Source organism: Pseudoalteromonas sp. JC3 (assembly GCF_030291895.1).
Lineage (GTDB): Bacteria > Pseudomonadota > Gammaproteobacteria > Enterobacterales > Alteromonadaceae > Pseudoalteromonas.
Genome location: NZ_CP127855.1, coordinates 1,256,020 through 1,282,606, shown reverse-complemented (window position 1 = coordinate 1,282,606; position 26,587 = coordinate 1,256,020). Strand labels below are relative to the sequence as shown.

The 26,587-nt window shown below is 43.1% G+C and carries 24 protein-coding genes; 15 read left to right on the top strand and 9 right to left on the bottom strand.

Annotated features, from left to right (window positions below):
* The first annotated feature begins 129 nt into the window (after positions 1 to 129).
* The 5 genes from QSH61_RS05225 (at position 130) to QSH61_RS05205 (ending at position 5,868) form a co-directional block, all read left to right on the top strand.
* A complete protein-coding gene (locus tag QSH61_RS05225; protein WP_206473652.1) occupies positions 130 to 1,626 on the top strand; it encodes a cytochrome-c peroxidase in 1,497 nt (498 codons plus the stop codon).
* A gap of 20 nt (positions 1,627 to 1,646) precedes the next feature.
* Positions 1,647 to 3,119, top strand: a complete 1,473-nt coding sequence (locus QSH61_RS05220; RefSeq protein ID WP_010607266.1) for an ATP-binding protein — start codon at positions 1,647 to 1,649, stop codon at positions 3,117 to 3,119.
* A 12-nt stretch (positions 3,120 to 3,131) separates the two neighbouring features.
* A complete protein-coding gene (locus QSH61_RS05215) occupies positions 3,132 to 3,830 on the top strand; it encodes a response regulator (protein WP_206473651.1) in 699 nt (232 codons plus the stop codon).
* Positions 3,831 to 3,962: 132 nt separating this feature from the next.
* Entirely contained in the window at positions 3,963 to 5,045 is a 1,083-nt protein-coding gene (locus QSH61_RS05210) for an MBL fold metallo-hydrolase (protein WP_206473649.1), read from the top strand.
* A gap of 100 nt (positions 5,046 to 5,145) precedes the next feature.
* Positions 5,146 to 5,868, top strand: coding sequence for a hypothetical protein (locus QSH61_RS05205; RefSeq protein WP_102056310.1), 723 nt, complete (start codon positions 5,146 to 5,148; stop codon positions 5,866 to 5,868).
* Positions 5,869 to 5,920: 52 nt separating this feature from the next.
* Here QSH61_RS05205 and QSH61_RS05200 read toward each other — a convergent pair whose 3' ends face one another.
* The gene (locus tag QSH61_RS05200) at positions 5,921 to 7,291 is read right to left on the bottom strand and encodes a hypothetical protein (protein ID WP_206473647.1); all 1,371 of its coding nucleotides are present in this window, start codon (positions 7,289 to 7,291) and stop codon (positions 5,921 to 5,923) included.
* A 133-nt stretch (positions 7,292 to 7,424) separates the two neighbouring features.
* Between QSH61_RS05200 and QSH61_RS05195 the strand changes: the two genes are divergently transcribed.
* Positions 7,425 to 8,810 carry a hypothetical protein gene (locus tag QSH61_RS05195; RefSeq protein WP_102056308.1) on the top strand — a complete coding sequence of 462 codons (1,386 nt, stop codon included), beginning with the start codon at positions 7,425 to 7,427 and terminating at the stop codon, positions 8,808 to 8,810.
* A 100-nt stretch (positions 8,811 to 8,910) separates the two neighbouring features.
* On the opposite strand, the gene QSH61_RS05190 is transcribed toward QSH61_RS05195, so the two are convergent.
* A complete protein-coding gene (locus tag QSH61_RS05190) occupies positions 8,911 to 9,159 on the bottom strand; it encodes a hypothetical protein (RefSeq protein ID WP_130126743.1) in 249 nt (82 codons plus the stop codon).
* Positions 9,160 to 9,211: 52 nt separating this feature from the next.
* On the opposite strand from QSH61_RS05190, the gene QSH61_RS05185 reads away from it, so the two are divergent.
* Together QSH61_RS05185 and QSH61_RS05180 are read left to right on the top strand one after the other, a co-directional pair.
* Positions 9,212 to 9,436, top strand: coding sequence for a hypothetical protein (locus QSH61_RS05185; RefSeq protein WP_227387340.1), 225 nt, complete (start codon positions 9,212 to 9,214; stop codon positions 9,434 to 9,436).
* 90 nt (positions 9,437 to 9,526) lie between these two features.
* Entirely contained in the window at positions 9,527 to 9,763 is a 237-nt protein-coding gene (locus QSH61_RS05180) for a hypothetical protein (RefSeq protein WP_248298757.1), read from the top strand.
* A gap of 11 nt (positions 9,764 to 9,774) precedes the next feature.
* Here QSH61_RS05180 and QSH61_RS05175 read toward each other — a convergent pair whose 3' ends face one another.
* On the bottom strand, positions 9,775 to 12,456 hold the full coding sequence (locus QSH61_RS05175) for a DUF2339 domain-containing protein (protein ID WP_206473645.1): 2,682 nt from the start codon (positions 12,454 to 12,456) through the stop codon (positions 9,775 to 9,777).
* A gap of 242 nt (positions 12,457 to 12,698) precedes the next feature.
* Between QSH61_RS05175 and QSH61_RS05170 the strand changes: the two genes are divergently transcribed.
* Complete coding sequence (locus QSH61_RS05170) at positions 12,699 to 13,247, top strand: CIA30 family protein (protein ID WP_206473643.1); 549 nt, start codon at positions 12,699 to 12,701, stop codon at positions 13,245 to 13,247.
* Between the two features lie 196 nt (positions 13,248 to 13,443).
* Here the strand turns inward: QSH61_RS05170 and QSH61_RS05165 are convergent, their stop codons facing one another.
* The 3 genes from QSH61_RS05165 to QSH61_RS05155 form a co-directional block, all read right to left on the bottom strand.
* Positions 13,444 to 14,010: a hypothetical protein gene (locus tag QSH61_RS05165; protein WP_017217868.1), complete on the bottom strand. Its 567-nt coding sequence runs from the start codon at positions 14,008 to 14,010 to the stop codon at positions 13,444 to 13,446.
* A gap of 128 nt (positions 14,011 to 14,138) precedes the next feature.
* Positions 14,139 to 14,387, bottom strand: coding sequence for a hypothetical protein (locus tag QSH61_RS05160; protein ID WP_010370628.1), 249 nt, complete (start codon positions 14,385 to 14,387; stop codon positions 14,139 to 14,141).
* Between the two features lie 232 nt (positions 14,388 to 14,619).
* A complete protein-coding gene (locus QSH61_RS05155; RefSeq protein ID WP_174170791.1) occupies positions 14,620 to 14,928 on the bottom strand; it encodes a hypothetical protein in 309 nt (102 codons plus the stop codon).
* 154 nt (positions 14,929 to 15,082) lie between these two features.
* Here QSH61_RS05155 and QSH61_RS05150 point away from each other — a divergent pair, with 154 nt between their 5' ends.
* Positions 15,083 to 16,219, top strand: a complete 1,137-nt coding sequence (locus tag QSH61_RS05150) for a sensor histidine kinase (RefSeq protein WP_248298756.1) — start codon at positions 15,083 to 15,085, stop codon at positions 16,217 to 16,219.
* Positions 16,216 to 16,830 (top strand): response regulator, encoded by a 615-nt coding sequence (locus tag QSH61_RS05145; protein ID WP_206473641.1) that lies wholly within the window; start codon positions 16,216 to 16,218, stop codon positions 16,828 to 16,830. The genes QSH61_RS05150 and QSH61_RS05145 overlap by 4 nt, the downstream gene beginning before the upstream one ends.
* 162 nt (positions 16,831 to 16,992) lie before the next feature.
* Here the strand turns inward: QSH61_RS05145 and QSH61_RS05140 are convergent, their stop codons facing one another.
* Both QSH61_RS05140 and QSH61_RS05135 read right to left on the bottom strand, forming a co-directional pair.
* The gene (locus tag QSH61_RS05140; RefSeq protein ID WP_010607278.1) at positions 16,993 to 17,175 is read right to left on the bottom strand and encodes a hypothetical protein; all 183 of its coding nucleotides are present in this window, start codon (positions 17,173 to 17,175) and stop codon (positions 16,993 to 16,995) included.
* Positions 17,176 to 17,387: 212 nt separating this feature from the next.
* Positions 17,388 to 19,676, bottom strand: a complete 2,289-nt coding sequence (locus QSH61_RS05135; protein WP_206473639.1) for an RCC1 domain-containing protein — start codon at positions 19,674 to 19,676, stop codon at positions 17,388 to 17,390.
* 445 nt (positions 19,677 to 20,121) lie between these two features.
* Between QSH61_RS05135 and QSH61_RS05130 the strand changes: the two genes are divergently transcribed.
* From QSH61_RS05130 to QSH61_RS05115, 4 genes are all read left to right on the top strand, one after another.
* Positions 20,122 to 22,392, top strand: a complete 2,271-nt coding sequence (locus QSH61_RS05130; protein ID WP_206473637.1) for a TonB-dependent receptor — start codon at positions 20,122 to 20,124, stop codon at positions 22,390 to 22,392.
* Positions 22,393 to 22,394: 2 nt separating this feature from the next.
* Positions 22,395 to 23,345, top strand: a complete 951-nt coding sequence (locus QSH61_RS05125) for an alpha/beta hydrolase (protein WP_206473635.1) — start codon at positions 22,395 to 22,397, stop codon at positions 23,343 to 23,345.
* 9 nt (positions 23,346 to 23,354) lie between these two features.
* Positions 23,355 to 24,596 carry an esterase/lipase family protein gene (locus QSH61_RS05120; RefSeq protein ID WP_206473633.1) on the top strand — a complete coding sequence of 414 codons (1,242 nt, stop codon included), beginning with the start codon at positions 23,355 to 23,357 and terminating at the stop codon, positions 24,594 to 24,596.
* Positions 24,597 to 24,717: 121 nt separating this feature from the next.
* Complete coding sequence (locus tag QSH61_RS05115; protein WP_206473631.1) at positions 24,718 to 25,734, top strand: helix-turn-helix domain-containing protein; 1,017 nt, start codon at positions 24,718 to 24,720, stop codon at positions 25,732 to 25,734.
* Positions 25,735 to 25,871: 137 nt separating this feature from the next.
* Here the strand turns inward: QSH61_RS05115 and QSH61_RS05110 are convergent, their stop codons facing one another.
* Entirely contained in the window at positions 25,872 to 26,573 is a 702-nt protein-coding gene (locus QSH61_RS05110; RefSeq protein ID WP_206473629.1) for a hypothetical protein, read from the bottom strand.
* Positions 26,574 to 26,587: the final 14 nt, after the last annotated feature.

Below are 26,587 nucleotides of genomic sequence, written 5' to 3'. Positions count from 1 at the left end.
ATACACATCAATTCTAAATATTTTACGTTCGATAACCCTTCATCCAAAACAAAAACTTCCATTTTCACATTCTCTGCACTTTTGCCTGCCAATTTAAAAACTCGAATCACAATAAGGTTTGGAATAACGATGAACAACGCGAACTTTCTACGTGCAATGGCACTTGTTACCGCGGTGGCAAGTTTACCAATAGCAGCACAACATAAGCCTCTACCACCTCCGCCTCCAGGCCAGCCACAACCAAACTCGGCGCTGGATGATGAACTCTCACAAATTATGCGTGCTCGCGGTATTACTGGCAGAGTTGCAGGTGCGCAACAACTGCCGAGGATCTCAGATCCCATTGCTCAGCTCGGCATGCAGTTATTTTTTAGCAAAGCCCTTGGGGGAGAAAAATCAGTCGCCTGTGCGAGCTGTCACGATCCAAGGCTCGGTGGTGCCGATGGCCTTTCGTTGCCAATAGGTACAAACGCAGTAGAAAGTGATGTGATAGGCCCTGGTCGCCAAGCAGTCGACGATGACATCAATATTCCACGTAACTCTCCCACCATTTTTAATACCGGATTTGCCAACAACGCTTTATTTTGGGACGGCCGTGTTCAACGTGTGACGATCACTGACGACCAAGGCAATGAAAGCAGTTTTATCAGTACGCCTGATTCAGGTTTTAACCAACCAGATGTAAACGCGGCAGATTCACTAGTTGCAACCCTGTCTCGCTTTCCTGTCACCTCTCGTGAAGAAATGCGTGGAGAGGCATTCGAAAGTGCCGAAACCAATGAACAAGTCCGCTCACATTTAGCCCAGCGCATTGGCGATTACGGTGATGAAGCCGGAGGCTTGGCCACCAATGATTGGCTTCAGGCCTTTAGAGAAGCATTCAACTCGCAAGCTGACGCGCAAACCTTAATTACCTTTGATAGTATTGCCTTTGCGCTCGGCCAGTATCAAGCGTCATTTGTGATGGTGGATACCGATTGGCATCGCTATGCCCGTGGTGACCGTGGCGCACTTAGTGTTCAACAAAAACGTGGTGCTAAACTCTTTTTTACTCCTATAGCTGAAGGCGGTGCAGGATGTGTTGGGTGCCACAGTGGTGAACGTTTCACTAACGATGGTTTCTTTAACCTCGCCTTTCCACAGTATGGTATTGGCACACAAGATAATCAGGCCGATATCGGACGCGCTGCAATTGACCCCTCGCCTCGCAATCAATTTGCGTTTAGAGTCCCGAGCTTAATCAATGTTGCCCTGACTGCGCCATATGGTCACGCAGGAGCCTACGAGTCGTTAGAACAAGTGGTCAATCATTACTCAAACCCTGAGCAAACCGTCGAGCAATTTTTTCAACGTGGTGGTGCTTGTGGATTAAAGCAGTTTTCCTTAACCGCTCAGTGTGACACACTAAACCTACAAGCGAGAGAAAATAGTGAAGCGGCGTTAACGTTACTGCGCCAATCTCCCTTTGTTGCCGCCAATTTAGCGCCACAACAAAAGCAGGATCTCGTTGCGTTTTTACATGCCTTGACAGACAAGTGTGCAAAAGACCAACGGTGCGTAAGAAAGTGGATGCCAAACCGTCGCACACCAGACCCTGATAATTTACGCTTGCGTGCACAACGTTAACCGGTGGAATAACAACAACCATGAAAATGACCATTCGCGTCAAACTATTGCTGATAATTTTGATAGCCAACACCACATTGGTGCTGGCTATCTATGCCGCCAATAAATTAGCGTTTGAAAAAAGCTTTACGGCCTATCTTGAAAATACCTCTCGGGCGCAACTCAAAGAGGTGGTAACGCAAGTTGCCGAGACTTACGCACGCCATGGTTCATTGGACTGGGTGTATCGGGGCTCAGAGGATTGGGATAACATAGTACGTAGCTTCTATGGTCTTTCTGAGGATGAGCGCCCACGAGATAGGCTACATTCTCGTCCACCACCAAGACATCGTGAAAGAGGCGAAGGAAGGCCACGAAGACGTGATGGCCCTCCACCGCGTTTGGACAATAAAAAACGCCTGCTGATCAAAGACACACAAGGCAATATTATTATGGGCACACCGAAAAGTAAGCAGACTTCGCTGTGGTTCCCAGTCTATCAAAGCGACCACTTGGCGCAGCCTAAACGCGAACAGATTATCGCCTACTTAGGTGTCGAGCAAAGTGGCTTGGTACGCAATGACTTCGACCAACTGTTTGCAGAGCAACAACGTAAACAGTTCATCATCATTGCGCTCGTCGCCCTGTTGGTTACTTTAGTGATTGCCGTGCCTTTTAGTAAATATATGGTCAACCCAATCGTTTTGTTGCGCCGCAATGCAAAAACACTGACACAAGGAAATTACGATGCTCGCGTCGATATCGCGAGTAAAGACGAACTCGGTTTGCTTGCCAGAGATATGAACCGTTTGGCAGACACATTAGCGCAGAACCAAATAGCTAGGCAGCAATGGATAGCGGATATTTCACACGAGCTACGCACGCCGATTGCTGTGATCCGCGCGGAACTTGAGGGCATGATTGATGGCATTATCGCAAGCAATCCCGAACAACTGATGTCGCTTAACGAAGAGATCCAACGATTGACTCGGCTGGTGGACGATTTACATCAACTATCGCTGTCAGACCGCGGTGCACTTACTTACAACATGGATAAAGAAAATCTTTACGACCTGCTCTCACGCACATTTGCAAAAAGTAGTCACCAAATTGAAAAGCACCATCTTGCTTATTCCTTGCAATGCGATGAGCATATTACCTTAGAATGTGACGAGCAGCGCCTTGGGCAGCTATTCGACAACTTACTACAAAACACCTTGCGTTACACAGACTCCTCAGTTGAACAGCCGGGAAATCTCGATGTAAAAGTCATACAACGACAAGATAAAACGATAATTTACTGGCAGGACAGCGCACCTTCTGTACCACAAGAACAGCTAAACAAACTCTTTGATAGGCTCTATCGAGTAGAGGAAGCGCGGAGTAGAAAAACGGGTGGCTCTGGCCTTGGTTTAGCCATTTGCCAAAGTATTGTTGCTGCCCACAACGGAAAAATCACTGCGGACTTGAGCGAACTGGGTGGTCTCGCTATTATTATTGAACTGAAAAGATAATGAGTTTCTCCCGTGCCAAACAAACATATTTTAATCGTCGAAGATGAACCAAAACTTGCCGATATTTTAAGTAAGTATTTGGCTCAAGCCGAGTATACCAGCCATTGTGTTCACGATGGCGCTTTGGCTGAAGAGGCTTTTAAACAACAGCAACCTGCCCTTATCTTACTCGACCTCATGCTGCCTAATCTTGACGGTATCGAAATTTGCAAGCGGATCAGAGCTTATTCAAACGTGCCAATTGTCATGATCACTGCCAAAGTAGAAGAAATCGATCGTCTTCTTGGTCTTGAAGTGGGTGCTGATGATTACGTGTGCAAACCCTATAGTCCAAAAGAAGTCGTCGCAAGAGTGAAGGCGATTTTAAGACGCGTGGCGCTAAACGAGCGCGGCACAGTGTCAGAAACAGAGAGCAAACTTAAACTAGACGAAGAGAGCTTGTTTGTCTCCTTCCTCGACGCGAGAGCGACGTTCACTTATGTCGAGTTTATGCTCTTAAAGGCAATGTACGGACACCCGTGCCGAATTTATAGCCGCGACTTATTGATGGATCACATCTACGATGACAGCCACATTGTTAGCGACAGAACCATAGATAGCCATATTAAAAATATTCGTAAAAAGTTGCAAAGCATCGCACCTAAATACGATTTTATCCACTCCATTTACGGAGCGGGGTATAAGTTTGAGGCGCAGGAACGTAATTCTTAATCTCTAACCTACAATGAGAGTTGGGTTATACACTAATCCAACGCTCACCTAAGGATTAATTCACCGCTACACCCCATTCCCTTTTATTGGTAAACTCCAAAAAATAACTAATAATTATAAAAAGGAATGGGCATGAAAAGACTTACTTTGGCAGTCATAATCACATTAACAGGCTGCAGTAATAGTAATGTTGTAGAGCGAATAAAATCAGAGTCTTCCGTGGTAAAACATAGCTCTGTAGAAGGGTATGAAGATAGATATTCCAACATCTACAATAAGTTTAAAGATTATCCCGTGACCTGCGAAGAAAACTGCTATCCAGTCACCCAACAAATTCAATGTCAGTCCGAAATGCAAGATTGCACTTACGTTGGCAACAACCCCACTCTCTCGCTCAATACCGGCTTTGCTATCCAATGGCTCGGACATGCGAGTTTTAAAGTCAACACCAAAGATGGGCAACAGTTTTTGTTTGACCCCGTCACGGCTCAATTTGACTGGCCTGTAAACTGGGCATTTCGCCTCTCAGAAGGGTTTAATCGCAAGCAACCTGCACAGCTCAGTCAAACAGAGTTACAACAAACCAATGCCGTAATGTACTCCCATATTCATTACGATCATTTTAACAAGAACGATATCGAAGCGATTGGTACTGGGCCTAATTATCTTACTCCACTAGGATTTGCTGAGCACTTTCCTGAAGATGGATACAAGGTTTCTGAAATGGAGTGGTATTCAAGCAAACAACTTGGTGAAGTAACCGCACACTTTGTGCCTGCAAATCACTTTAGCAGCCGTATTTGGGTGCCGTTTTTATACGAAGATCATGGCGCTGCACTATGGGGAGGCTGGATATTAGAACACCAAGGCAAGACTCTATTTTTTGCTGGAGATACTGGATATTCACCGCACTTTAAAGACATTCAAGAAAAATACGGTGATATTGATGTGTGCCTACTTCCAATTGCTTCATACTACAGCGAAGAACATCCTGATTGGTATCGTAAAGTACACACCACACCAGAAGATGCACTGACTGCCGCAAAAGATCTGGGCTGCAAGGTTATGATGCCTTGGGGCTATGGCAATGCTAGTTGGAAAATGGGAGATAAAACCTCACATTCAGCGCTGTTCCGCTTACTGCATATGCAACAAGTACTAAAAGCCCAAACGCCACTGTATATTTTAAATGAAGGCGAAAAAATCCATCTCTAATCCAAAAAGGCACCATAGTCAGATTACATAAAAATAACATTAAACTATAATTCTAAGTTGTCGATAAAAGATCGTTACCTATACGTAGATAAGGAAATATATGAAGATTATAAATCAACCAAGAGAAACGTTGGTAAACAGTCTATCAACTGTAAGCTCAGATACAGTTGCTCAGACTAAAGTCGAGAGATCCGGAGACGCACTGAAAAATGATACATTTTCTCAAACAGCTAAGCATGTGACCCCACCAGTTTATGAGCGACCAATAACGATAGGTGTATCAAAAGAGGTCGAGCAAACGATAAAAAGTGCAAGCGTTATGACTGGTGAAGCAATCGCCGAGCTTTATCTGGGTGGCAGCATGTTTAAATCGGCGGACAGCATGTCTAAAGAATATGACAAAACACTCTCGGATATTGCCACTGAACGACCTGAACTGACTGAAAATGAGTGGGGGTTTTCAGTCAACGAACAGGGCGAATTGAAGGTGACAGGTAATATCTCGGCTGAAGATATTACTTATTTAGAAGGAAAGCTCAATAGCAATAAGGCACTAGTCAACCTTGCAAATGAAGTAAAAGCCAACTTCTTACAATATACGCAGATGGAACGAGACGATAATGGCGGCACCAGTAAACTCTGGGGAAAGTATGATGTTACTAGCGAAAATTTCGCAGATATAATCGACTTCAAAGCACTGATGGATGGTCCTAGAGAAACACAACAAACGACTCTAGCACTAGGAAGACAATTGACTGGGCATGGGTTTATTCAAAATATTGCTGAGCAGCTGGGACAAAATGCAACGGTTAGGTATTCTTAATCTTTAATCAAGAGGCTCTAATATCCGTTAAAGCCTCTAATATACCTTTGGTCTATGAAGGCGTACTGGAAACTAACCTTTGGTAACATATATGTGCGAAATGTACCCATGGAAAGTTATCACCGCCAACACCTATCAAATCCACTTCTTCATCATCATTTAAGTCAACATTGGTAGGTATCTCGATTCGCCATGCACCTCGTTCAAATTGCGACTCCCAAGTATTTTTATAGCCCATACTATAGTCGACATGCCTAACTCGCGCTTCGTTTTCATCGCAGAGATTCAGATCAACTAGCCCGGAAATTATACCATCCGAATTAGAGGTTTGCTGATAACCTACCATACTGTCAACTGGGTTGTACCAATCCTTTACAAACTTCAATGTAGCCGTAGCTCCCTGAACCGGTGCTCCTGTAGAATCTTGTAGCACTAATGACCAATTCAGTTTGTGATAAGCTTGAGTTGTGAGGTATGGGTTACTAAATGCGGAATAAGGGATGCGAATTACACCATTTTCCCCAGAAACAACGTGATTGCTAAATGAGGTGATGATAGAAGCAACTTGCAAACTGTAGGTGTTACTCGGGTTAGCCGAAATAGCTGTGTTAGCCCTAACCCTGATGTTGATTGGTTGATTTTCCTGCAGACCTGTAACTGGGATATATTTACCTTTATTTATTGGCATCCACCCATTATTGTAAATCTCGAAAATATATTCATTAATGTTTGTACTTTCAAGCTTCAAAGAAAGATCTTGTCCTCGAACAGCTGTAAACTGAAAATAATCTATGTCCGTAATACTATCCATGTTCCCGACAATATTATTTTGTCTATCAGGTAAAATCGTTGATGAAGCGACTGTATCATTGAATTCATTTGCATCAAGCTCAGTTGCAACTGCAGCACCGAAGTTAAATGGTGTACCATCTGACTCCACAACTTCGATATACCAGTAATAATGCCCAGGTTCCGTCAATATAACAACTGATTCATCCTGATTTCCGGGATTTTTCGAAGAACCCAGTAACGTATATGTATCGTCATTGTTATGGCGTAGAATAGAAAGATCTACATTAGTAGCACCAACTTGATCCACTAAAATAGCAGTGGTCTTACTTCGTTCCGTAATTTCAAAATGGTAGCAATTTATATTCCCAGCCTGAGAATTTGTTAACGTATATAGGTTTCCAGTATGTAATGTTGGACATGCTGGTGTTATTTGCGCCACACTCTCTTTAATCGCAAATGATACTTTCTGAAGCGGCTTAACGTTTGATGGATTTGTAAATAGAGTTCGCATTCTTTCATCTACATTAAACTGTCCAATCTCTCCCATTGATGGGAGTTCATGCGCAGCAGCGACACAATTAAAACCCACACCAAAAGCCAAGAGACCAACTAGATGATATGATAATTTCATTTAACTTTCCTTTTAAATATAAGATTACACAAAATAAACAAAAGAACAGGTAATTACAATTTAATTACACTCATTTTATCTAATATTTTATGGTAATATTTAAGCGCACAATATCAGGAGGCACCATACCCGAGTGAGCAGAGCCAAACTAAGTCAAGACGAAAGCTTATCTTTTAAAATCAACTATCAACTCCTTCCCAAAGAGACAAACCAACTCGACCTGTATTTTTCAATCCCAACCGATATGGGGATTAATACCAACACATTGAACGAAGTAGACTACTTTAATGCCAATATAAAAAGTCACAGTGCATATTACTCGGAGCAGCTTCATCTCCCCTTGGTACGTAGCCGCTTTATCAGCCAAAGCAAAGGTCAAAAAACCGATTACCGCGTTAATCTAAACCTATTTTGCTACCAGATCCGCATTGCGCTAGATGCCGATGTAAAACAGACATTGAAGCTAAAAGAGGCTGATGAGTTTTATCCAGCCGCACAATTATTAGTGGAAGAAACCGAACGCCTATTGAAAAAACTCAGGCGTTACACGCCACCAGACAATAAGCTTAAGCCTTACTATCAAAACGCAGATAACTACCTCAGTTGGCATACTGAGCAAGCGTTTTTAAAACTCATCGCTAGCGGGCCTAAGTCAAGCGACTTTAGTCATGAGCGAAGCTGTATTGTTAGTTTCTGTCAACGAGAGAGCCAATACCGCGAGGAGCAGAGCTACAACTCGCAAGTCACGTTGGATGACCCAAACCGCATTACCAATAAAATGAAGTTGCTTGAAAGACTCATTGAATATGGTGTTGTTTTTAACAAACAAACCATCGACTTAAGTACCAACCTAAAGCGTTTAGTTCGCGGAGTGGTTACTGGTATTATCATGGCCTTTGTGATGTTTATTGTGCTCAACGCCCGCTCTAACTTTCAAGAAGTCACCGTCGCCCTTATTGCTTTGCTTGGCGTAATTTATGGCCTTAGAGAAACGTTCAAAGAAGACTTAACCCAGTGGGCATGGCGTCATATTCAACGCGGCCGGCCAAAGTGGCGCAACAAGTTTAAAAATTCAGTAACGGACGCCATCGTTTGTACACAAACGATATGGCTGGAACATATTCGCAAAAAAGACCTACCAGAAGACGTTGATAAGCTGCTAAAAAAACGTCGACAGCAAAATAAACAAGCTGCGCATCTACTGCATTTTTGCTGTAAAAACCAAGTACATATTGATGAGTTTTTACCCGGTTACGAAGAAGTACAGCAACGTATCACCTTTAACATGAGTTCGTTTGTACGCTATCTAAAAAAAGGCGCAGGAAAGCTTTATAGCCTTGAAGGGAAAAAGGTCTCGAAAAAGTCAGTTGAACGTCGCTATCAAATCAACTTGGTAATGCGGTTTAAATCTTCTCAAGGAATACAGTTAGAAAGGTATAAACTCACCATGAACCGCTCTGAAATCGTCGCCATAGAGCTTATGGCAAGCGATTCCGTCTATATTGAAAACGACGCTTAAGCACTGACGCAGCTTCGTATAACCACCGACAAAACGGATTGGAAGCAGGTTTATCCTGCACTCCAATCCCAAATCCAGTGATGCGGCTACTCAAAAGATATTAATGTGCTTTCTTTGGTCCGTAACGAACCATGTCTTTGCCGTTTTCGAACACGTCTTGAGATACCCAACGACCCAACAACAATTGGTGTTTATCATCCAAAATCGCAATAAATGGTCTACCATCGCTGTTGTTCGTTGCCAGCGCCACACCAGCCACGTTTTGTAAACCTAAGCCACCGTTATCAATTAGCAACAAAAAAGCTTCCAGCTCGTCCAAGGTTTCAATGATATCTTTATCGTTGATCATCTCTTCACTCTCACTTACTCAGTATGCCGCGTAGAATACCAGTTCTGCTGAAATGATTGAACCCAACACCAAATGGCGTTTAACCAGTTTGACCCATACTGAAATCCAAAACGAAGCGGGAATGAGCGAGCAACAAATAGCCGAGCTAAATGTAGGGTTGTCGTCGATTCCATTAGGGCGCATGTTACAAGCCACAGAAATACTAGGGCCTGTTGATCTTTCAAGTTTGTTTTTGCAGCAGTTTGATTGGTATTTATACAAGGCAGAGCCAGCGTAGCATAGTCATTCTATGTAAGTCTGGCGATAAAGACTTTGTGCTCCTGCAAAGTCACCTTACCCCACATCCTTGTGGGGCAACACAGAAGAAATGCTAATCAAGCGCTGCCCTTTGGGTTCATCTGAGTGCGCTTTGTTCATTGTTGCTCAACTTTTGCCTAGATTACTAGGCGGCAAGTCGAGCGTCGCGACCAAAACACACTCAGAAGAACAAAAATCAAACAGCAAAGGTCAACAGGCCCTAGCAAGCTTAGACTTTTTAACTGGTGAAGGGTCAACAGCAATGCGCGGCGCGCACATCACTGTTGACGGTGGTTACTGCTTGTAAAAATGTAAGGATCAGTCCGCCGTTGGTTTTACCTCTCTGGGCTGATCCTGCATTTTTTGAAACAGCCAACCAATTCCCACCAGACATAAGCCTAAACCGATAAAAGACAAGGCGCGCAGCAAGCCTTCGAGGTTTGCCATATCGACCACAAAAGCTTTTAAAATAACAATGGCTAGCCCTGCAAAACCGGCGTTAATCAGCACTTTATGCTCTATCCGCTTGGCAACAAAAATTAATACGGTTGAAATCAATAGCCAAACAATCGAATAGGTATATAACTCGGATTGCTCCATCGGCATCGACAGCACAAGGAAACCCTCATGAAATAACGCCCGAATTTCACCATTGATAAACAAGACCCCTAGCAAGGCTATCAGCCCGTATACCAACCGCTTAAATTGCGGTGGTATTAACTTAAACTGGAGCATGAAAGCGAATACGCATGCTGGTACCAACCACTGCAAAAGTAACCAATTAAACACGCCGTCTCCAATATATTGCCTGTCAAAAAACGGATTATTGGCAAACGAAATATCAAAGTGGAGCGACACGCTTCCAAGTAATAGCAAGCTCGCGGCAAGCGGATAAAGTCTGTTGCCCTTGTCGCTGAGCTGCCCTCGCCACAGATATACAGCGCCAAGCACCAGCCAATTCAAAGCAAGCAACACGGATTCTTGGAAACCGAGATTAGTAAAATCAGGGTAGTCACCAATCAAGAGATAACTTGTTTCGGTCGTAACCAGAAGCGCCACAATATGCATTGCGACGCCCATAAACCAAGTGTTCAGGGCCTTTGAAGGGTTGTATTTGGTAGCAAACCAAATGATGCCCAGCACTAGCGGATAGACCACAAGTGTCCAATGTATAGTTAAAATCGTTTCGTGCTTGTAATCTGCAAGCCAAGGCGCAAAAGTAAGACGGGTAACAACGGCAATAAGTGCAGCCTTATACAACCAATCAGGTATACGCACTTTGTACTTCCAGCTCAAATAACTCATAGACGCTACCTGTGCCGCAATCGCTAAAGTCAACGAGCTTGCCGAGAGTAACATCGTAAAACACAAACTCAGCATGGCATTCGCCAAAATAAGGTAAGTGACCTGCTGAATATTAGTATCCGTTTTCATCGCACAATACGAAGCGAAGAGCCCGATGGCCAACATCTCAACCGCCCATACAGGATATAAAATTGCTTCTGCGACTCTAGGAGAAATAGCGTAGCTTACACCGTAAAGCGCAAGTGGTGCCACGTTCAACAGCATCAAATAAGCGAGTCTTGATGGATATCGCTTAATCATCATCATGCTAAATAACATCGTGATGACCACTGCTACTTGGATAAACAAATACTTACCGGTGAAAGGAAAAAGTACGTCGCCGTAAGTGCCCACTTTGGGCATCAAGTAGAATGAGAGAAGTACAAACAATAGTAAATAAAATGGCCAACTATCCAATGCACTATGTCTATAAGCCGCGCACAAAACCACGCTAGCAAATAAGACATTAGCCCAAATAAGCGTATCGATTTGGGTTTTTATTATTAGCGCACATGCGATAAGTAACAGTGGGAGTAAAATTCCCAATTGCTCTTTTCTTGGCATTAATAGATCTTTGACCGGCAACGGACTTATCATTGAATTCGTCAGCCGCCAACCCAGTACGTCTACCAACACATATAAGTACATAGAGATAAGCGCAAAAATCAGCAGCACCCAAAAGTCGCCGCTTCCACCAACCGCAACCGCGGTGCAAAACCATAAGAAATGCCCAACAAAGCTTTGCCACCACAGCCATTTGCGCTTCACATAATCCGCAACCCAAATCGCAGAGAGTGAAACAAAGCTGATATACAGCAGTAACGCACCGATATTATTAGAACCGGTCGATACCAAAGCAGGCACGACATACGCACCAACGATGCCGATACCTGCGAGCACAGGGCCAAATCTCAGTGCCAAAGAGGTCGCAGCCAATGAAATAATGGCGAGTAAAACAAAGGCCATATTAGCCGGTATAAAATGATAGAAATCAAAAGCAACCAATGTCATGGCAAAGCAAGTGATCACGCCACCACTGGCAAGTGCTGCAGAAATGTATGGCGTATTAATTTTTAGCTTTTCTTTGTAGCGATTTACAACTTCAGCGGCAGTAACCAAGCTAACTCCAAAAAGGGCCCCCAGTATCACTCGCACACTAGGGGGAAGAAGTCCGGCTTCAATAGAGTACTTAGCTAGAAAAACGCCGCCCAAGGCTAGCACTACGGCACCTATCCAAAAAAGTCCATTCCCTTTTAATAAAGAATCTAAAGTAAAGTCAAATTCAAAGGCTGGTTTACTCTTACTAGGCTTGGCTCTTGCGATAGTCACCATACTGTCGCTTTCAGGCTGCTGAGGTTGTGTAGGATTGGCTGTTGCAATGGAGCCACCCAATGCTGTTCGTGCAGTTAATGATGTGCTATCAGCTGTTTCGTCATTCCTTTGTCCACGCACAGAAAGCTTCTTCTCTGAACGTGCTTGATCTGAAAATTCACGACCTTCAAGTGTCGAGATCCGGCGACTTTGCTGCTCTATCGTATTTTGTAACTGATGTACTTTTTTGACAAGTTGCTTAAGCCTTTGTCTATCTTGTAGAGCAAAAACAGCGCCAATAAATACAAAAAGATAAAAAATAAAAGAGATAAACTCCGTTTCCATACGATTCCTTATTTGTTTGCTAGACCCTAGCTAACCTGTATTAGAAACAGTATGAGATCAACCACACCAATAAATCAATCTCTCATGATAGGTGCCATAACTTTAGCAAGCCACATTGAAGTATGATGACTTGAAATTTTCTAACATTGGCCAAAAATGCACATGCGCCCCGTTGTCATATTACCTTCTTGTAAATAAACTAAAAAATTATATTTTAGGGACGTTGTTCTAAGGATTTTTCTATGCGTTTTTTATCACTTTTATTCGTTATTGCGGTTTCTGGCTGTAGCTATACTCAGCCGAACTTAAAGCCAAAACAATGGCGTTATGCGACCGATCCGCATGGCAGCCAAGCAATTCTGAACGGCCCGCTTGTTAATGAAGAGCAAGTTGCTATTCAGTTTAAACGCGTGCCGCGAGTCGATAAACAAAACAACTCTTGGGTAGAGCTTATTTACGACTTGCCCACTAAACAGCTCCCCTCTCAATTCAACATTGCATTGACGTATAAAAGTGATAACGCTTTGATAGTTAAGTTATCGCAGCAGGAGTATGGCGGCTCAGGTGATAAAAGCTATGCGCACTACCAATCTAAATTACCAGCATCAGATACTTGGCAAACAATCAACGTAGCTCTGAATGATTTTGCCAGACCCAACTGGACACCTGCTTGGTCAAAAGACAAAGGGGTCATACTCAAGCATGTTTCCGCACTTTACTTTGTACCAGACTTGACAGACACAGAAGGTGGCGAAGCAAGCCTTGCAATAAAGAGTCTTCGAATTGAGTAATTTAGCCAATTAAATTGATGTGCATCTACATGTGGGGTATTCCACTTTACTAAACAATCGCTGCCAATTTAAGGTTAAAACGAATAACGTAAACGCAATGATTTGAATGTGATTTTTCAATAAAGCATAGTGTAGCCAGCTCATATAATTGTTAAATTAATAGCGCTGGCTAATCAGGGAGTCATTAAGCGTTAGATTACGCACCTAACGCAGTTAGCTTTTCTTTTAATTCTTCTTTATTGATTAGACCCATTTCGTGCTGCTTTTTGGTTTTACGAATTTCATCGAAATTGTCTAGTTTCAAACGTGCTTTAGCCAGCTTAGTATCAAACTCGTCTTGCGAGATAACATCAAGCTTTAGCGCTTTTTCTAGCTTCTCTTTTTCACCATCAAATTCTTTTTGGAAAACCGCTTTTTCCTGGATAACTATCTGATCTTTTAGTTGCTTCTCAATAGCGATAACTTCCGCTTCCAGATCGTCTTTACGCTTAATTAACGGATCGATACGCTCGATAGTGTCTTGCAATACAGCTTCAAGATTTGCACCATCGTTTTTGATTAGGTTTTCAATATATTTGCGGCCAATATCTTGGTATGCAATATTAAGTTGACCATCGATTGACGCGATATCTGATTTCAAACCAGCAAGCTTTGCATTGTCTTTCGTTGAAGACACAATATCACCGCTTAGTTTACTGGTAGATTCACCAATACTACTGCCAATAGATTGCGCTTGAGTTTTGAATTTATTTAATAGACTCATGGTTATTTTTCCTTAAATAGATTGAGATTTTCAATTTATGTAATATCTAGTCCAGCAGACAAACAGACAAAATATATTTCAGATTAATTAAGTAATAGGTATTAAACCCAGAGTATCTTGATTTAACTTTAAGACACTCGTTTCTTGCGCTTCGACATGATGCGTTTAGTGCCACTCCACGCCATCCAACAGCCGAATAACACAGCTCCCACGACCAAAGAGTAAATGGCAAAAGAGGCAACTTTAATAATAAAAATGACGAGCAAGGTGATAAATAGCACAACAAACAGCAAAAGTTTTGGTGATTTAGCTAGTTGCTTGGCAATAAAAGAAGGTAAAAACGCACTTAATATGCGCTCCAATCTTTGAGCATTCATAACACTATAATCCTTGTGTTTAAGTGAGATTATTTTGAGACGGACAATAGGTTATCAGCTTTATTTCTACCTGCCAAATTAATTATAGGTTAATTATCAAACTGAACAATCCCTTTTTTTAAACCAGTTATCAAATGAAACCAACCAAGAAAATAAAAATAAAAATTAAAAATTTACAATAACTTAAAGAAAGCCATCTATAAATTATGGGGTTTAAATCCTTTTCATTTAATCAACAGTCAATAGAATTGAACCACCTTACCCATGATTCAGGTTCTGATAAAATAAATTTGAACGTTTGATTACTCTTTAATGTAATTTGGATCGCTTGAGTTGTAAGAGGAAGCAGTCCTGCGCCTTTGCCAAGGCACTGTTCAACCTTAATCACATCAACGATATCAATTTGATATGGACCTAGCCCCAGCAAGGTATTGAAAGGAGTAAAATGCAGTGTATCTGCCGTCGCCCATAATCTTCCATCAGCACGAGCGACGCCACATTGAACAGTGGCCATTGAAGAAACCGTTGCCATATCCGTCATAAATAAGCCTCATATGAATTACCGATACCCATCACTATCTTAGTAAAGTGATGTCACGTCACCAGTGATAAATCTCATATTTTGACTATGACAATTATCACTGTTCTCACCATAGCGATTCTGTAATAATCGAAAATAAAAACTTTGCGCAGAAATGATGGACTCTCCTATCCGCCATACAACAGACTGGCGTTTTTCAACACTTGCTTCTTGGTTAGGTGTCACACTTGCATGTATGTATTACCGTAACTCTCAGCTCGCATTGGTCGGCCAGCTAATCATTAGCGGTGCCATTTTGACATTGCTGTTTTTTATCATTAACAACCCAAATAAGCGAGTCCATGCGGCAGCCTGTACCTACCTAGTATTGATAGCGCTACTTATGCAGGTATCAACAACTTCATTAGTTTTTATTCATTTGGTCATGTTTTCTGCAATTTTTAGTCCGCACTTTTCATTCCCTAAAGTTCTGTCTGCCGTGTTACTTGCTATGCTGGTATACGGATTTACACACTATACAATGTGGGAAGGTAGCGTACCTTGGATCATCTTTGCTGTTTGGCTATTTTTTTGTGCAATGAACTGGTTTGTCAGCAGACGCATAGTTGAGAGCCTCAATATGCACTACCAATCTCGGCAAAATTACAAAGAGCTTAAAGCCACGCAACACATGATGGAAGCCATATCAGCAGCGCAAGAAAGACTCAATATTTCCCGAGAATTGCATGATTCACTAGGCCATAAACTCACAGCACTGAGTATTAATCTTGATTTCGCAAAAAGAACGGCAAGCGAAGATATAGAGCCAACCCTAGCAAGTTGCCATCAACTAAGCCAAACTTTGCTTGAGGAAGTAAGAAGTATCGTATCCACTCAGCGCCACAATAAAACACTCTTGAAACAAGCACTAGAAGCAATTTTCACGGCTACACCCAATTTGCGCTACACCTTAGAGCTAGACCGTGGTTCAGAACAAATCTCGCAAGCGCATTCACTCTGCGTGATCCGTTTTTGTCAAGAAATGGTAAGCAATACGCTCAAACATACCAAAGCAAATCATATCAATTTTGAGGTCGTAATTGACACAGCAAACCATAATCTAAAAGCTAGCGCCTTTCACAACCAAAGCGAGTCTAGCTTGCCAAAACAAGGCAATGGCTTATCTGGGCTACATGAGCGACTAGCACTACTTAACGGCTCATTCACACAAAAAATTAAAAATCAAAAGCTCATCAGCTCGATAACCATACCTGTACCCGAACTTAACCTTTTATCCGAGAATATTACATGATCAATTGCCTACTCGTGGAAGACCAAACCTTGGTGAGGTTAGGCCTAGCCAACTTGCTTAACCTTGACGAAAACATTTGTATAAAAGGGCAAGCTGAAGACGGTATACAGGCACTTGAGTTACTCGCTTCACAACAATTTGACATCATCTTACTGGATATGCGCATGCCTAATTTAGATGGACTAGGTGTACTTAATGCATTGCGCACTAACGCAATACCCACTCCAGTTTTGATTATCACTACCTTTGAAGATTGCGATGTATTGGTAAAGGCCATTAATCTTGGTGCACGGGGCTATGTACTTAAAAATATTGAACTAGAGGCATTAATCGACGCCATCCAACAAGTGATTGCAGGGAAAAAAGTGCTACAAAGCGTTTTGACGACTTACCTTCTAGATCAGCAATTAGCACCACAAGAAAAATTGACTGAAAAAGAACAAGCAGTGTTGCGCTGTTTATCTCTCGGCATGTCAAACAAAATCATCGCCAACACCTTACACAATTCCGAAGGCACCATTCGCAACCATGTCTCTCAAATACTCGCAAAACTTGAAGTTAAAGACAGAACCCAAGCGGTCATAAAGGCGATTAACCAGAGTTTGATTTAAATGAAGAGCTTAACCGTGACGATAGCTGGTTATTGAAAGTGAGCTCAATCCGGTTAGCGCCAAAGCTGACGGCTAGGATGGCATTAACTATCCGAAGCTAAGGTTATTTATACAAAAAAGCATAAAACGTGATACGAACTAGGTCCGCATCACGAATCAATATTACATTTCCGTACAGGCAACTTTATCCGTAGGATAGCAAGTGCCGGTAACTAAACATTTTGGACCCATGCTGCACCACTCAGTTTGCTTCACGCCACCTGCAACTTGAGGAGTCGCTTGCGCATTGAGTTCGGTATTATTAGATAGAGATTTAAGTGGTTTTTTTTGTAATTTCAATTTCATTCTTTATTTTCCTTATTGATAATTTGTACCCTTTTTAAAAGGGTACCCCAAAGTATCACCTTTAGAGATAAAGAACAATAATTCAGCAAATACTAAAATTGTAAATAATTCTTTCGCTCAGTTTTAACTAAGGGCTTAGCATGCAATCTTTACATATCGGATAATTTGCTGCGTGCAATGGACTGAGCTCAACCCAGCCCAATGCCTTTAAACTAGTATAGTGCTCGGTCTCTTTGCCCATACCCATAATATGGAAAAATATCCCAGCAAAATAAACCATCTTCTCCCACCGCACAGGTTGAGTCTTCCATTAATTTCGTCACATTTTGAATCGAAGGAAGCGTTATCCCCTTTCCTTCATTACTCCCTAAGGGCCAGCAAGATAGACCGTTATCATCTACTGCACAAGCTTGGTAAGTGTATACTTTGAGTTGCGTCGGATTAACGAGTGGTTTGCTATATACATCATTAGCGCGATTCCAGCACACCGCTCTATCAAGTTCTAAAACACATGTTTCTATAGCACCAACTGAGACACTTTTTGTAGTTAATAAGTCACCAGGAACAAACAGTTCTTCATGAGTTCCCTCCTTGATACATTGCACAAAGCGAGAATTAATCTGCTGATAACCTCTAACCATGCAAATACGGTCCTCACTTAAATCCAGAGATAATATGTTATCAAAATACATACTAGGATAACTCCAATCAGCCCCAGAGTTGTCGCTGTCACACAAAAAGCCGCCTGTGTATAAAGCGCATACGCTAATACCTTCCCAACTAAGGTAAGATTTTCTTGCTGCGCTTCCATTACTAATAGAATCTAAATTTGTTGGACGCGCTTGCAGTCGAATTTTAGGGTCTTCTTGGCTCCATTCTTTTACCAACTCGAAACACTCCAACTTACCATTTTCAACGATACATAAGTTGTCATCTCTCAAAGAAATGTCATCAGGATAGTATTGTTTATCAAACAAAACCTGACCGTAAGAATTACTTGAACACTCTAAGCCACTTTCATCAGCAAAGCAGCTAAGAGGATTCTCACCCGTAAAGCTATCAAATGCGACTTGTGTTGGATTAGTCAAATGAGGTAACTCATTGTATATATACTCTGTTCTTCCCCAACAATGTGAACCATTGTCATCAATTGCACAATTGTATTGATCATCGCTAAATATTGAACGAGGATTTGTTAGGTGAGGAACATTTTGGCCCGGATGTTGTTGGTCACCAATACATTTTACACCCGTATCATCCAGCACGCAGATACTTGCATTGTTTACTGTAACTTGACTCGGGTTTTTGAATATGCTCTCTAACTCAACAGGTGTACCGTTTTTCGTCCAACAAGCAACTTTATTGTCACTAATCGCACAAGCAAAGCGGTTACTAATCGTCAAAGAGTGCGAAGCTTTCAGCTCTGGTAATTTAAGTTTTACATTACCGTAATTGTCCCAACAAACTATACCGCTATCGTCTATCGCACAATTTTGAGAGAAGTCGTTCAATTTAACTTCTTTAGGGTTTTGTAATACGACCCTATTGTGAGCAGATGCGTTTTCACCCCAGCACTTCATTCCTTTACTATCTATAGCGCACGATGTTGAACCATCTATCGCGATGAAGCTGGGGTCTGATAATTCAGGAACAGCTAATCGTTCATCTTCACTATTTCCCCAGCATGTGACTCCAACCTTGCTTAAACTACACTGATGCACTGTACCAACTGCTAGCTGCTTAATTTCATCAACTATTTCAGGCTGTTGTGCAATAATTTTATGGCTTCGGTATCTAGTATCACCCCAACAGCTAATACTGCTCCCCTCAACTGCACATAGCCGGCCCCAGTTGCCCGCAATATGTTGGTGTGTTGTGGTGACTTCATTACTTAAACTTTTTACATGACCAACCACTTTTTCTGCAATAAAGTAGGTATTTTGAAAGTCGTTCCAAGCTGCAGGTAACTCAATTGGAAAATTCACGTTTTTGAGCACGTTACCTTTCCTCAAGTGTTGATAGTTTTCATTAGTAACTCCAGACTCCTTTGCATAATAAAGATTATAGATTGCAGTTTGATCGTGTTCCGCAAGATCGAGCTTAATTCTTCCAGGGTAACCTAACCGAACTACAGATAACTGCTCTTTCTTCTCTGGAGCCACTAAAGAAGCCACGGTCGTAACACTAATTGTACAGTTAGCATTTATAGGAGCTGTTTTATAGGTGGTGTTTGTTAGTGCACCACTGCATCCTTCTATCAGGTTAATTTGATACCCAGCATCAGCCGTTACCTCAAAGGTCGCTATTGCACCAGGTTTCACAATTGCGGTTTGAGGGTGAATGCGAACGTGCTTATCTATTTGAGTTGATATCGTAAAGTTGTTTTCACTCTTATTTTGTTGCGGCGACGTCGCTTTACTCTCCTCACTCTCACTGCCTCCACCACAAGCAGCTAAAAGTAGTCCAACTATTATTGTTATAATTATTTTTACATTTACCATACGATGTAGGCTCCTAATTAAGCTGGCATACCAAACTCATGTGTTTATTTTTGGAACGGAAGAATATCAAAATCGCTTTTTTAGTAAATAGATTATTGCAATATACTTCATATAAATTACTTTAAGTCACAATAATATGGTTGCTTTTCATGCAGAAAGGCGTAAGCAATCTCAGCTACTAATGAGGAAATGATTGACTACAAGTGCGGCTACTGTTGTCATATTCTGGCTTGCCATTCCCCCTCATTAACCAGCATCATAATGTGGTCCTAAAATGGAATACCCATTGAGCCGTAGAACAGGTTTGAGTTGAATGGATGAATAAGATATCCATGTTCGTAATGAGCTAATTTGCTCATCAAGTTGACTGCTTTTGTCCTAGCTATTGAATTTTCTTCATTCCTATACTGGAGAACATAATAATAACGACGAAAGGTTACTCAGCATGATTGCAGCAACTCAATCGCACAGAGTCAGTTCAACCAAAGGTATACCACGGCATACACTATCACTTCTGATAGCGGCTGTATTATCAGGCCATAGCTATGCCGAAGCGGAGTCCACGCTAAGCACTCAGCAAAGCAAAAAAATTGAGCGGATCAGCGTTACCGCAACGCGGCAAACCGAAAACCTACAAGATGTCGCGCTTGCGGTGACCGCCCTCTCCGCCTCAGAGCTTGAGAAGATGAATGTACAAGATCTCGGTGATCTGGCATCTCACGTTCCGAACCTTAACCTGCACTCAGGTGATGCTTCCAACGCCGTCATTTATATTCGCGGAATTGGCCAAATTGACTCTATCTCCTTTAATGACCCTGGCGTTGGTGTGTATCTCGACGACGTATATCTTGGGCGCGTTCAAGGTGCCTTTTTAGATGTTGTCGACCCGGAACAAATCGAAGTATTACGCGGTCCACAAGGCACCCTTTACGGTCGCAACACCATAGGTGGCGCGGTGCGTTTCAGTAGTGCCAAACCTTCGCAAGACAACGAAGGATATGTCAGCGTGGCACTTGGAAATTATAATGCTCGGACGATAAAAGCTAGCGTCAACGGCGCATTGATTGAAGACACGCTCTCTGGACGTTTTGCGATTGCCAAAAGTAGTCGAGATGGTTTTAGTGAGAATCGCTATAACAATAGTGACGACCACGACAAAGACACCTTAGCGTGGCGAGGCAGTTTACTTTATCAACCAAGTGAGAATTTTTCGGCCTATTTAGTCGTCGACGGCTCGAACGCATCCCCCTCAAGCTCACGCACCCCACATAGAGAAACGCCTATCTATTCGGTGGTAAAAGAAGGCTACTATGCGCCCGAGGAAGACCCTTTTCTCGTTGACGTTAACTACAACGATTTAGAAGAGCTCGATACCTTGGGAGCGGGCTTAACGCTTGAATATTTCACGGGCCACTCGGTATTTAAATCCATCACTGCTCGGCGCGAAATGGAATACCGCACGCACTTAGACTTAGATGCCACCCCTGATGCATCGTTTGGTATTTTTAACTTCGAAGATCAACAGCAGATAAGCCAAGAATTGCAATGGTTATACAAAGACGACAAATTCTCTTTGGTATCTGGGCTCTATTACTTTAATGAGGACGATCTGAGTTTTGGAGGCTCCGTCGCACCGGACTTTTTTGTTATGGTGGCGCCAGACGTTTACCTGCCTTGGCCTGTGATTAACGCAGGAGAACGCGATCAAGAAAATACCAGCTCAGCCCTCTACGCTAACCTCTCTTGGTCTTTGACTGAAAAGCTCGACATCACGCTTGGCGCACGCTACACCATTGAGAAAAAAGAAGTCACGTCCAAAGGCGAGGAGTTTTTTGGCACCGGTGTAACAACGGCTGAGGAAATGGAAGCGGTATTCGGCACAGGCATTGGCTATAGCCCTACAGGCTACAGCGCATCCAAGGAGTGGAAAGAGTTTACCCCAAAAGTGGTGTTCGATTACACCATATCTGACGACAGCATGGTTTACCTGAGCGCCGGAAAAGGGTTTAAAAGTGGCGGTTTTAACGGCCGGATCACCTCATTTGCACAACCTTTTGAACCAGAAACCTTGTGGAGCTATGAAATTGGCTCTAAGTCCTTATTGAATAAGCAGAATATTCGCTTAAATACCGCGGCTTTTTTCAATGACTACAAAAACTTTCAGCTCAGCCGCTTTTCTACCGACCCCGACACCGGTGCGTTTTTATCACTGTTTGAAAATGCAGGTAAAGCCACTATTTATGGCGCAGAAATGGAGCTCGAAGCCGTGGCTTCCGATAACCTCACTCTAAACCTCAATCTGGGCTATTTAGGGGGCGGTTATGATGAGCTTATCGGCGACTTTGGTAAAGAAGTCAGCGATGAAAGGGAGCTGGTTAATTCACCCAAATGGAATGGCCGTGCGGGCTTTGAATACTTCTTTAGCGCCTTTACGCAAGGCGAATTTTCACTACGTGGTAGTGCCGCCTATCGCAGTAAAACCTATCTCACCGTGAGCAGTTCTGAGGTACTCGCACAGTCTGGCTACACCCTCTTTGATATGTCACTGCACTACCGCTCCGCGGACGACAGTTGGGAAGCCAGTTTATACGGCAAAAACTTAGGCGATAAACGCTATCGTCAACACGGCTTCGATCTTAGCGCAGCACCCGGGGTTCAACTTGGTTATTACGGCGCGCCTAGAACGTACGGTATCAACCTTAAATATAAGTTTTAATTATGAAATTAGACAAACAAACACAAGCACTGTTAGACGACCTCGCGGCTCAAGCTGGCGACATTCATGACATCGAAATCTCCATTGAGACCTCACGACAAGGCGCAAGAGCGATGTTTTTGGGGCTCGCGGGAGAAATTGACGCACAAGTAAGTAGCCAAGACCTACACATTGAACACAATGGTATTCACGTGGGCGTCCGCTGTTACCGGCCGGCGCAGTCTTTGGCAAGCCCCAGTCCCGCGGTGGTGTTTGTCCACGGCGGCGGCTGGTCTTTAGGAGATGTCGACTGCTATGACGGTCTGGTAAAAGACTTATGCCAGCAATCCGGTGTCGTTTTTTTCAGTGTCGAATACAGCCTCGCGCCTGAGCATAAGTTTCCATGCGCCCTGCAGCAAGTGCTCGCCGTAGTAGATTGGCTGCAAGAAAACCACCAGCGGTTGGAGCTAGACCCCACTAAGATTTCACTGATGGGCGACAGTGCAGGTGGTAATTTAGCGCTTGTTGCAGCGCATAACTTACATCAACAACAGCCAAACACCCTAAGTAACTTATACCTAATTTACCCTGTGGTTGACTCTTTTTCTCCCCATGAAACCTACCCGTCGCGCATGCAGTATGGCGATGGAAACTTGTTGCTAACTAGGGACGCAATTAAAGACACCTGCAACTGGTATCTCGCACCCGAGCAAAGCGCGGCGGACGTCAATGTCTCGCCATTATTTATTGAAGACATGACGCACCTTCCTGCCACCAGTGTGCTGCTTGCCGGCTGCGACCCACTTTACGACGAAGGAATACTGCTCGCCAAAAAACTAAAGCAAGCGGGTGTGCTTAATACCCTAACCTGCTTTGAAAATACCATACATGCGTTTTTCTCCTTTGCCGTGCTCGACGTCTGCAAGCTCGCGCGCAGTAATATCGCCAATCAGTTAAAACATGACTTGACCTAGGATAAAAATATGAAAAACACAAAAACAGCGTTGCGTACTCACACTTATGGATTGCTCGTTTTTATCTCACTTGCAGCTAGTGGTGTAGCGCACGCTTCAGCGACACTTGAAGCCACCTATACCACAGGTATTAACAATGGCTGGCAGAAGGTTGAAAGGTGGCGAGATAGCTCAGGGCATATCGGCAATGAAAGCTTTCCTGCCGACGGCCGTGGCGATCAATCAGGTCAGCGTGCTACTTTCTTTGCATCTAGCCAACCAAGCTCTGCGCAGTTTCTGCTTTATCATGCGCCGGGTTGGGATAGTAACAGCCGCCAAACACCGGTGTTGCTGATCCACGGTGCCAATCAAGATGCCGATTTGGCTTGGGCAAATCCAAACGAGGCAGGTAGTTACGGTTGTGGTCGACAAAACTGCCCTTCGCAAGGCTTAATGCAAGCGCTTGCCAATGATGATTACAAGGTTTTTGCCTTAAATCTGGCGCATAAAAATGGCGATGGCTTTATCTGGGCGGAGCAGATAGCCAATGCCATCGCTCAGGTTAAAAATAAGACGGGGGCAACGCAAGTCGATTTAGTCACTTGGTCAAAAAGCGCGTTTAATGCCCGCATGTATATTTCTTCTTTGACCAATGCTTGGAGCACTAAATTTAACAGTGATGTACGCAAACTGGTGATGCTCGGCGCCCCCAACAATGGCATTGATTGGTCATTTCGTCACGGCGTTAATCATACCTATGGTGCTTATTCGCAATGTGGCGGCAGCATAAATGGGCCTACTGCGCATGATCAAATATTATGTTTTGGCCTATGGTATTCGAGTTCCGAGTGGGTTTACGACTCGCCTTACTTTCCCGGCTCCGCGCAGATGCTAAAAGCACTAGATGATAAATATGCACTCCCCACCACAGAGCAAGATTGGTACACCACTTACTACGGTGGCTTAGGGTTTGTGAGCAAAGGCCGAGGTATCGCAACGTTTACTGTCAACTCACTGGTAGACCAAGTTCGTAGCGCTGGCACCGACAGCAGCGTTCAAGTTTATAATCTTTGTGGCGATCAGGCCGATATGGCATTTATTCACAATGAACATACCGGCCCTTCCGATGGCGTTGTATTTATCAGTAGCTGCATCGACAGCACAGGAATAAGTAACTTGGCGGGCTCGGCGGTTGTGGCCACCAACCACCTAGAGCTTGGCTGGGAACCCAGTGCAATCAACCAAATCAAAAATTGGTTAAGTGCTCCCTAGCAGCCCCCTCGGCGGGTGGTGACAAAATACTGCACTAAAGTTGCAACGCAAAACTATTGCTATCTTGAGTTGATGTTGATTAACTGAATTGTTGAGAGTGACAGGATGAGCTTACGTATTTATGTCAAACACCGCTATTGCACCTTGCTACGTGCAATTGATGCAGCACACACTCACCGCAGCAAAACTGGAATTTGCTGCGGTCGCGCAGTATTTGGCTATCAATAAAGCCATTGACGCCCTAGATGCCATTGAGTTTATGCGCGTGATGGAACACTGTGCTGTCGAGCTCAATGACGAAAGTCTAAACCTCAACCGCAAAAAGCTTCTGCCTGGCACCAACGAATTTGTATTCAATAGCCTGCGCCATTGCCGCACCATTACTCAGCTCTTACAGGAGCTTGCCCGTGGCTATAACTTTATCCACGCGGGGACCTACAATTTCTGCGAGGTGTCACACTCTCAAGTGAGTTACATAATTGATGATGCAGCCTTTGACTACGCCACAGCCGCTGACGCACAATTTTCTCGCTGTATGTTAGATAGCATGCTGATATTGATCCATGGCCTCGTAAAATATGTGTGCGCCGAAACCACCCAAGTTCAACTCACACAAGTGCAGACCAAAAGTGACTCAAGCTCGCTGCTAAATTCGGTTATCACCCACATTCCCATTAAACCCGTAAGCAATCGCTACTTACTCACCTATCAATACCAAGAAACGAATCAATCATTGGATTTGGCGAAGCTAGAGCACTTAACGCTCAATACCATTTATCATTCGCTCGCAAACACACTCCATCACCAGCAATCGATCAACGACCATGCTAACTTGCTCGATAAAGTCTATAGTGAGCTTAACGCGGGAACACTGTGCCAAGAACAAATGGCTGACAAGCTCAATATCAGTCCGGCAACATTAAGACGAAGGCTCGCTGAGTATCAAACCAGTTTTAGACAACTCAAAAATAACGTACAGAACAAGCAGGCCAAACTGCGACTGACTCAAGGCAGTAGTTTGTATGAGGTGGCGCACACGCTACAGTTTTCAGATGAGCGTAGCTTTATCCGTGCGTTTAAGTCGTGGAACGGCATAACGCCTATGCAATTTCTGCAGGGTTTGAGTTCAAAATCCTAACTATTAAATTTTGTTTAGAGCTGCTAATACAACTCATGTAAAAGTTGACGTTAAACAAAACAAAGCACAACAAAAGTGATATTGTGCAACAAGCAAACAGAGTAAAAATGTAATACCGATTAGCTTAATTAAGAGATCTATTTTGAGGCCACAAAATGGAATTCAAACAAAGTAAAATCCAGCTGAGGAAGCTGCCGTTGTAGGCTATTAAGAACTTTATACTCTGAGTGAGTGCATGTCAGCGCTACTCTTATTTTTTCCTCGTAATATGAGTAACAATCAACAAAGTGTGCTTTGGTTCTCGCGTGTTGATCAACAAGAACCGTTCGCGATACGTAAGCGCTTCTTACAAATTCTTCTATTAAGTGTTTATTTTTAAAAGCAGAAGAAACATTATCGAATAAGTAAAATTCTTCGCCACTTATCCAACTAGGGCGTGAATTATAATCGTTGCCTTCGTCACTTTGCTGTATTTCACCCCTTAAGAAACCACTGCCTTGCTTCTTCAATTCCGTTGAAAAATCAATAAGTTTAAGCTGGATATTAGCATTGGCTGCTTCTTTGACTAATTGCTGATTGGTCTCTTGCGGGTGTTCACTCACCCACACCCTCATTGAATTTGCAGGAAAACGCCCCCAAATAAAATTCAATTTATTGGATTTTTTATGATTTTGTTGGGTACTTAGCGCATTCGTAGCGCTGGCATGAGAGTTAGTAGCACTTGTATTAGAATTTGTATCACTCGCGCCCCCATTCATTGCTCCCTTACCAAACTGGCTTCCAATTTGTTGTAAAGCGGCGTCTAATGCTGCTTGTTTGTTATTGCTATTATCAGCCATAATTCAGCCTCTTT

Excerpts from the sequence above, each read along its gene's own strand:
- QSH61_RS05225 (WP_206473652.1), top strand. The coding sequence starts at position 130 with ATGAACAACGCGAACTTTCTACGTGCAATGGCACTTGTTACCGCGGTG.
- QSH61_RS05220 (WP_010607266.1), top strand. The coding sequence starts at position 1,647 with ATGAAAATGACCATTCGCGTCAAACTATTGCTGATAATTTTGATAGCC.
- QSH61_RS05210 (WP_206473649.1), top strand. The coding sequence starts at position 3,963 with ATGAAAAGACTTACTTTGGCAGTCATAATCACATTAACAGGCTGCAGT.
- QSH61_RS05205 (WP_102056310.1), top strand. The coding sequence starts at position 5,146 with ATGAAGATTATAAATCAACCAAGAGAAACGTTGGTAAACAGTCTATCA.
- QSH61_RS05200 (WP_206473647.1), bottom strand. The coding sequence starts at position 7,291 with ATGAAATTATCATATCATCTAGTTGGTCTCTTGGCTTTTGGTGTGGGT.
- QSH61_RS05190 (WP_130126743.1), bottom strand. The coding sequence starts at position 9,159 with ATGATCAACGATAAAGATATCATTGAAACCTTGGACGAGCTGGAAGCT.
- QSH61_RS05185 (WP_227387340.1), top strand. The coding sequence starts at position 9,212 with ATGATTGAACCCAACACCAAATGGCGTTTAACCAGTTTGACCCATACT.
- QSH61_RS05180 (WP_248298757.1), top strand. The coding sequence starts at position 9,527 with ATGCTAATCAAGCGCTGCCCTTTGGGTTCATCTGAGTGCGCTTTGTTC.
- QSH61_RS05175 (WP_206473645.1), bottom strand. The coding sequence starts at position 12,456 with ATGGAAACGGAGTTTATCTCTTTTATTTTTTATCTTTTTGTATTTATT.
- QSH61_RS05170 (WP_206473643.1), top strand. The coding sequence starts at position 12,699 with ATGCGTTTTTTATCACTTTTATTCGTTATTGCGGTTTCTGGCTGTAGC.
- QSH61_RS05165 (WP_017217868.1), bottom strand. The coding sequence starts at position 14,010 with ATGAGTCTATTAAATAAATTCAAAACTCAAGCGCAATCTATTGGCAGT.
- QSH61_RS05160 (WP_010370628.1), bottom strand. The coding sequence starts at position 14,387 with ATGAATGCTCAAAGATTGGAGCGCATATTAAGTGCGTTTTTACCTTCT.
- QSH61_RS05155 (WP_174170791.1), bottom strand. The coding sequence starts at position 14,928 with ATGACGGATATGGCAACGGTTTCTTCAATGGCCACTGTTCAATGTGGC.
- QSH61_RS05150 (WP_248298756.1), top strand. The coding sequence starts at position 15,083 with ATGATGGACTCTCCTATCCGCCATACAACAGACTGGCGTTTTTCAACA.
- QSH61_RS05145 (WP_206473641.1), top strand. The coding sequence starts at position 16,216 with ATGATCAATTGCCTACTCGTGGAAGACCAAACCTTGGTGAGGTTAGGC.
- QSH61_RS05140 (WP_010607278.1), bottom strand. The coding sequence starts at position 17,175 with ATGAAATTGAAATTACAAAAAAAACCACTTAAATCTCTATCTAATAAT.
- QSH61_RS05135 (WP_206473639.1), bottom strand. The coding sequence starts at position 19,676 with ATGGTAAATGTAAAAATAATTATAACAATAATAGTTGGACTACTTTTA.
- QSH61_RS05130 (WP_206473637.1), top strand. The coding sequence starts at position 20,122 with ATGATTGCAGCAACTCAATCGCACAGAGTCAGTTCAACCAAAGGTATA.
- QSH61_RS05125 (WP_206473635.1), top strand. The coding sequence starts at position 22,395 with ATGAAATTAGACAAACAAACACAAGCACTGTTAGACGACCTCGCGGCT.
- QSH61_RS05120 (WP_206473633.1), top strand. The coding sequence starts at position 23,355 with ATGAAAAACACAAAAACAGCGTTGCGTACTCACACTTATGGATTGCTC.
- QSH61_RS05115 (WP_206473631.1), top strand. The coding sequence starts at position 24,718 with ATGTCAAACACCGCTATTGCACCTTGCTACGTGCAATTGATGCAGCAC.
- QSH61_RS05110 (WP_206473629.1), bottom strand. The coding sequence starts at position 26,573 with ATGGCTGATAATAGCAATAACAAACAAGCAGCATTAGACGCCGCTTTA.